At 63.4% G+C, this 4,918-nt stretch carries 4 protein-coding genes; all 4 read right to left on the minus strand.

Annotated elements, in window-relative coordinates; genetic code table 11:
- On the minus strand, positions 1 to 1,559 hold a 1,559-nt coding region (locus JHD73_RS26550; RefSeq protein ID WP_199033139.1), incomplete at its 3' end, for an ABC transporter substrate-binding protein.
- A 100-nt stretch (positions 1,560 to 1,659) separates the two neighbouring features.
- A complete protein-coding gene (zigA, locus tag JHD73_RS26555) occupies positions 1,660 to 2,967 on the minus strand; it encodes a zinc metallochaperone GTPase ZigA (protein WP_199033140.1) in 1,308 nt (435 codons plus the stop codon).
- A gap of 84 nt (positions 2,968 to 3,051) precedes the next feature.
- Positions 3,052 to 3,471, minus strand: coding sequence for an RNA polymerase-binding protein DksA (dksA, locus tag JHD73_RS29645; RefSeq protein ID WP_199033142.1), 420 nt, complete (start codon positions 3,469 to 3,471; stop codon positions 3,052 to 3,054).
- A gap of 432 nt (positions 3,472 to 3,903) precedes the next feature.
- The coding region (locus JHD73_RS26565; protein ID WP_199033141.1) for a GTP-binding protein at positions 3,904 to 4,918 on the minus strand (1,015 nt) is incomplete at its 5' end.

Consider the following 4,918-nt stretch of genomic DNA (forward strand, 5'->3'; position numbering starts at 1 on the left):
GTATAGCCCTTGCGCGCGGCCCACACGTTGATGTTGAAGTACAGCGGAATCACGCCGTAGTCGCGCATGCCGATTTCCGTGGCTTCCTGCAGCAGCTTCTCGCGCTGGGGGTCGTCGATGGTCTGCAAGGCCTCGGCCAGCTTGGCGTCCAGCGCTGGATTGGAATAGCGCCCACGGTTAGAGGCGCCCCAGCCGCGCGCCGGATCATAGGTGGCCAGCAATGCCTTCAAGCTCGAACTCGCTTCGCCGGTATCCGCACCCCAACCCGCCTGCAGGAATGAGAAGTCCAGCTTGTTGGCCCGCGTGAAGAACGTGGCCGACGGCATCGCCTCCACCTTGGTGGCAATCCCCACACGCGAAAGCATCGAAGCGATCACCTGGGCGACGCGGTCGTCGTTCACATAGCGGTTGTTGGTGGCGTGCAGCGTGATCGCAAAGCCATCGGGATAGCCAGCCTGGGCAAGCAGTTTCTTCGCGGCGGCCGGGTCTGCCACCGGCGCCTTCAGGCCAGGCACGTGGCCGAACAGCGCGCTGTTGACGAGTTGTCCGGTCGGCTCGGCTGCACCTTCCATCACGCGATCGACGATGGCCTGACGCGAGATGGCCAGCGAGATCGCCTGACGCACACGCACGTCCTTGAGCGGATTCTTCGCCAGCGGCTTGCCCGCTTTGTCGGTCACGAACGGCGACACATCGCGGTTCGAATCCAGGTGCAGATACATCATGCGGAACACCGGCATCTTGAACACCGATACCGCCGGGTCGCTCGACAGCTTCTTGATGTCGGAGGTCGGCACGTTTTCGATGACCTGCACGTCGCCGGCCAGCAGCGCCGCCACGCGCGAAGGATCCGCCGTCATGATGCGCAGTGTCACGCGCTCCCATTGCGGCTTCTTGCCCCAGTAGCCGTCAAAACGCGCCAGCTCAACGCGATCGCCCTTGGCAAACGAGACAAACTTGTACGGCCCCGTTCCAATCAGCGCGCGACCGTTGTTGAAGTCCTCCGGACCCGCTTTCTCGGCCGCCTTCTTCGACACGATGTAGATGGTCGACAGATCGTTCGGCACCAGCGGATACGGGCCATTGGTGGTGATGCGCACGGTCAGCTTGTCGACCGCCGTCACGTCCTTGAAACCACGCGTGTAGATCGTGAACGGCGACGGGCTGTTCTTGATGGTCGCCGGGCGCGCCAGCGAATAGACAACGTCGGCCGAGGTGAAATCGCTGCCGTCATGGAAGTGCACGCCGGGGCGCAGCTTGATCTCCCACACCGTGTCGCTCACGGCCTTCCACGAGGTGGCGAGGCCGGGCTTCATGCGCATCTTCTCGTCCTTGGCGATCAGCGCCTCGAACATGTGCTCGGCCACGTTCGAGTTGGGCGTGACGTTATGGAAGTGCGGATCGAGCGAGGTGATGTCGCCCGACAGGCCAACCACCAGCGTGGAGGGCGGCGCGGCCTGCGCGGCAAGCGGTGCGGCAGCAATGAGGGACAGCGCGGCAAGAAGTCCCAAAAGTCCCAAACGCGAACTCGCGACGCGCAACAAACGCAGAACCGGCATGAGGACTCCCCGATGGTTCGTTATGAAAACAAAACGTTCGGGGATTGTCAGGACCGGATGACGCCGGTGTCAACGTCGCTGAAGCAGGGGGTGTGCGCGCTCAATGATGGTGCCCGCAATCGCAGTCGCCACCATGCTGGTGATCGTGGCCTTCGTCCCAGTCCTCGTCGTCGTGATCGTCGAACGCCCAGGCGGGGAACGGGTCAGCCTGCCTGGCCCAGGCTTCGGGGCCGGCGGCCATTTCTGCGTCGGTCAGCAGGCAGGTATCGAGTTGCGCGACGAGTGCGGCCTCGTCCAGATCGGTGCCGATGAAAACAAGCTCTTGACGGCGGTCGCCCCACGGCGCAGGCACACCGTTGTCGTGCAGCTTGTCGATGATGTCGGCGCGGGCTTCTTCCTCATCGGGCCACTCGGCCTCATTCACAGCCGCCCACCATGCGCCGGCGCCGCCGTGGCGCATGACACCGCCAGCCTGGCCCCAACTGCCAGCCGTGTCCATGCGTGAGGCGAGCCAGAAATAGCCCTTCGAGCGCAGCACGCGGCCATGCTCGCGCAGCCATTCGGTATGCATCAGGTCCCACAGGCGCTGCGGGTGGAACGGCACGCGGCGTCGATAGACGAAACTGCGGATGCCAAGCGCCTCCGTTTCGGGCACGTGTTCGCCGCGCAGCTCGGCCAACCACGCGGGCGCAGCGGATGCCGCGTCGAAATCGAAGCGGTGCGTGTTCAGAATGTCGTCCAGCGGCACCTTACCGAACGATGCCGGCACGATGCGCGCACGCGGGTTTAGCGAATGCAGGATGCCCGCCAGACGTTCGCGCTCGGCGTCGCTCACGAGGTCGATCTTGTTGAGCACGATCACGTCGCAGAACTCGACCTGCTCGATCAGCAGGTCGACCACGGTGCGGTCGTCGTCCTCGTCGCGGGCCTGGCCGCGGTCGGACAGGAAATCCGCGGCATCGTAGTCGGCGAGAAAGTGCTGGGCATCGACCACCGTCACCATCGTGTCCAGGCGTGCGAGGTCCGACAGCACATCGCCCTCGGCATCTTCAAACGTGAAGGTCTCGGCGATCGGCAAGGGCTCGGCCACGCCCGTTGATTCGATGAGCAGGTAGTCGAAGCGGTCTTCGCGAGCCAGGCGGGCGATCTCGTCGAGCAGGTCTTCGCGCAGCGTGCAGCAGATGCACCCGTTGGACAGCTCCACCATGCGTTCGTCGGTGCGCGAGAGCTGCGCGCTGGTGGCGGTGCCGTCGCCCACGAGTTGCGCATCGATGTTGACGTCTGACAGGTCATTGACGATCACGGCCACGCGCTTGCCCTCGCGGTTGGCGAGCACGTGGTTGAGCAGCGTGGTCTTGCCGGCACCCAGAAAGCCGGACAGCACGGTAACGGGAAGCGGACGGGACATGATCGTGGCCTATAAAACAAACAGCCCGGTGGGTGACCGGGCTGCAAGATTCAAACGAATGCGTCAACCGATGCGACGCGCGCGTCAGTCACCCATCAACTTCTGGCGCTTTTCGCGGCGCTCCTGCGCCTCCAGCGACAGGTTGGCGGTCGGGCGGGCGATCAGACGCGGCACGCCGATCGGCTCGCCGGTTTCATCACAGTAGCCGTAGTCACCAGCGTCGATGCGGGCGATCGACTGTTCGACCTTCTTGAGCAGCTTGCGCTCGCGATCACGCGTACGCAGTTCCAGCGCGTGCTCTTCCTCGATGGTGGCGCGATCGGCGGGGTCCGGCACGACGACTGTTTCGCGCAGGTCGCTGACCGTCTGATCGGCATTCTTGAGAATGTCGTCGCGCATTTTTACAAGCCGGTCCTTGAAGAAGGCGAGTTGCGCCTCATTCATGTAATCCTTTTCGCCCATCTTCAGGATTTCGGCTTCGGTGAGTAGTTTCTTGCTGCTCATGGTTGCTGCGGATGATCCTGGTAAATCGCGCGCCGTGTCGGCTGTCGCGTCGTCCTTGCGCGGGGATGCGTTGGACTCGTTCTGGCTGGCGGCGGACTTGCCGCCCCGCGCGCCTCCTGTTGCCTTGCCCGCAGCGGCGCCCCCTGCCGCTTTTTTTCGGGTGGCTGGCGCAGCCTGGGCTGCAGCCGACTCCGTGTTGGACCGCAGGGCGCCGCCATTAGCGCCGCGTCCATCCTTGTTCTTGGTCACCATCGCCTGCTCCTCCAATCGGACGTGCCTGGGACGACGTGCACTGAATCGACTTATTGTAGCCGAACGATCTTACCCGAACTATCGGAGAAACACGGACAGAAAATCCGGCCCGGATTCTGCCTGAAAGCGCCCGGGAAGGCCACCCAAAAGGAGGGGGAAGCGGCCTGGGGGAAACAAGCCCTAGGCCAGACAGTTCTCCAATCCTTTCAAAATTGTTTCGCGCGGCAGATCCACCCCGATGAAGACCATGCGGTTGCTGGGTTTTTCACCATCCCACTTGCCGCCCACGTCGCTGCCCATGAGCTGGTGCACCCCCTGGAACACCACCTTGCGATCGACGCCTTCCATATAGAGCACGCCCTTGTAGCGCAGCAGCTTCTCGCCGTAGATGTTCAGCACGCCCGAGAGGAACTCCTCCAGCTTGGTGTAGTTGAACGGGCGTTCGCTGCGGAAGACGAACGAGGCGATGCGGTCGGTATGGTGCGCGTGGCCGTGATGGTGGTGGCCGTGACCATGGTCGTGGTGGTCATGATCGTGGTCGCAGTCGGCCGAGCAGGCGTGGTCATGGTCATGATCGTGGTTGTGGTCATGGCCGTCTTCACGCAGGAAGTCGGGGTCGATCTCCAGCTTGGCGTTCAGGTTGAAGCCGCGCAGGTCGAAGATCGTGTCGATCGGGGTTTCGCCAAAATTGGCTGTACGGATCGGGGCGCGCGGGTTCATGTGCAGCAGGCGGTGGCGCAGCGCGTCCAAGTCCTCGGCCGACACCAGATCGCTCTTGGTGATGAAGATGGCATCGGCAAAACCCACCTGGCGCTGCGCTTCTTCCTGCTTGTCGAGCTGCGTGTTGCCGTGCTTGGCGTCGACCAGCGTGATGACGGCGTCCAGCAGGTAACGGCTGGCGATCTCGTCATCCATGAAGAAGGTCTGCGCGACGGGGCCGGGGTTGGCCACGCCGGTGGTCTCGATGACCACACGGTCGAACTGAATCTGGCCGTTGTCGCGGCGCGTGAGCAGATCCGACAGGCCGGCCACGAGGTCGCCGCGGATGGTGCAGCAGATGCAGCCGTTGCTCATCTGCACGATCTGCTCGTTGCCGTCCTGCACGAGGATGTCGTTGTCGATGTTCTCTTCACCGAACTCGTTTTCGATCACGGCGATCTTCATGCCGTGCTGCTCGGTCAGGATGCGCTTGAGC

Source organism: Ralstonia sp. ASV6 (assembly GCF_016429285.1).
Lineage (GTDB): Bacteria > Pseudomonadota > Gammaproteobacteria > Burkholderiales > Burkholderiaceae > Ralstonia > Ralstonia flaminis.

Coding starts and splice junctions, on each gene's coding strand:
- dksA (WP_199033142.1), bottom strand. CDS start 3,471: ATGAGCAGCAAGAAACTACTCACCGAAGCCGAAATCCTGAAGATGGGC.
- zigA (WP_199033140.1), bottom strand. CDS start 2,967: ATGTCCCGTCCGCTTCCCGTTACCGTGCTGTCCGGCTTTCTGGGTGCC.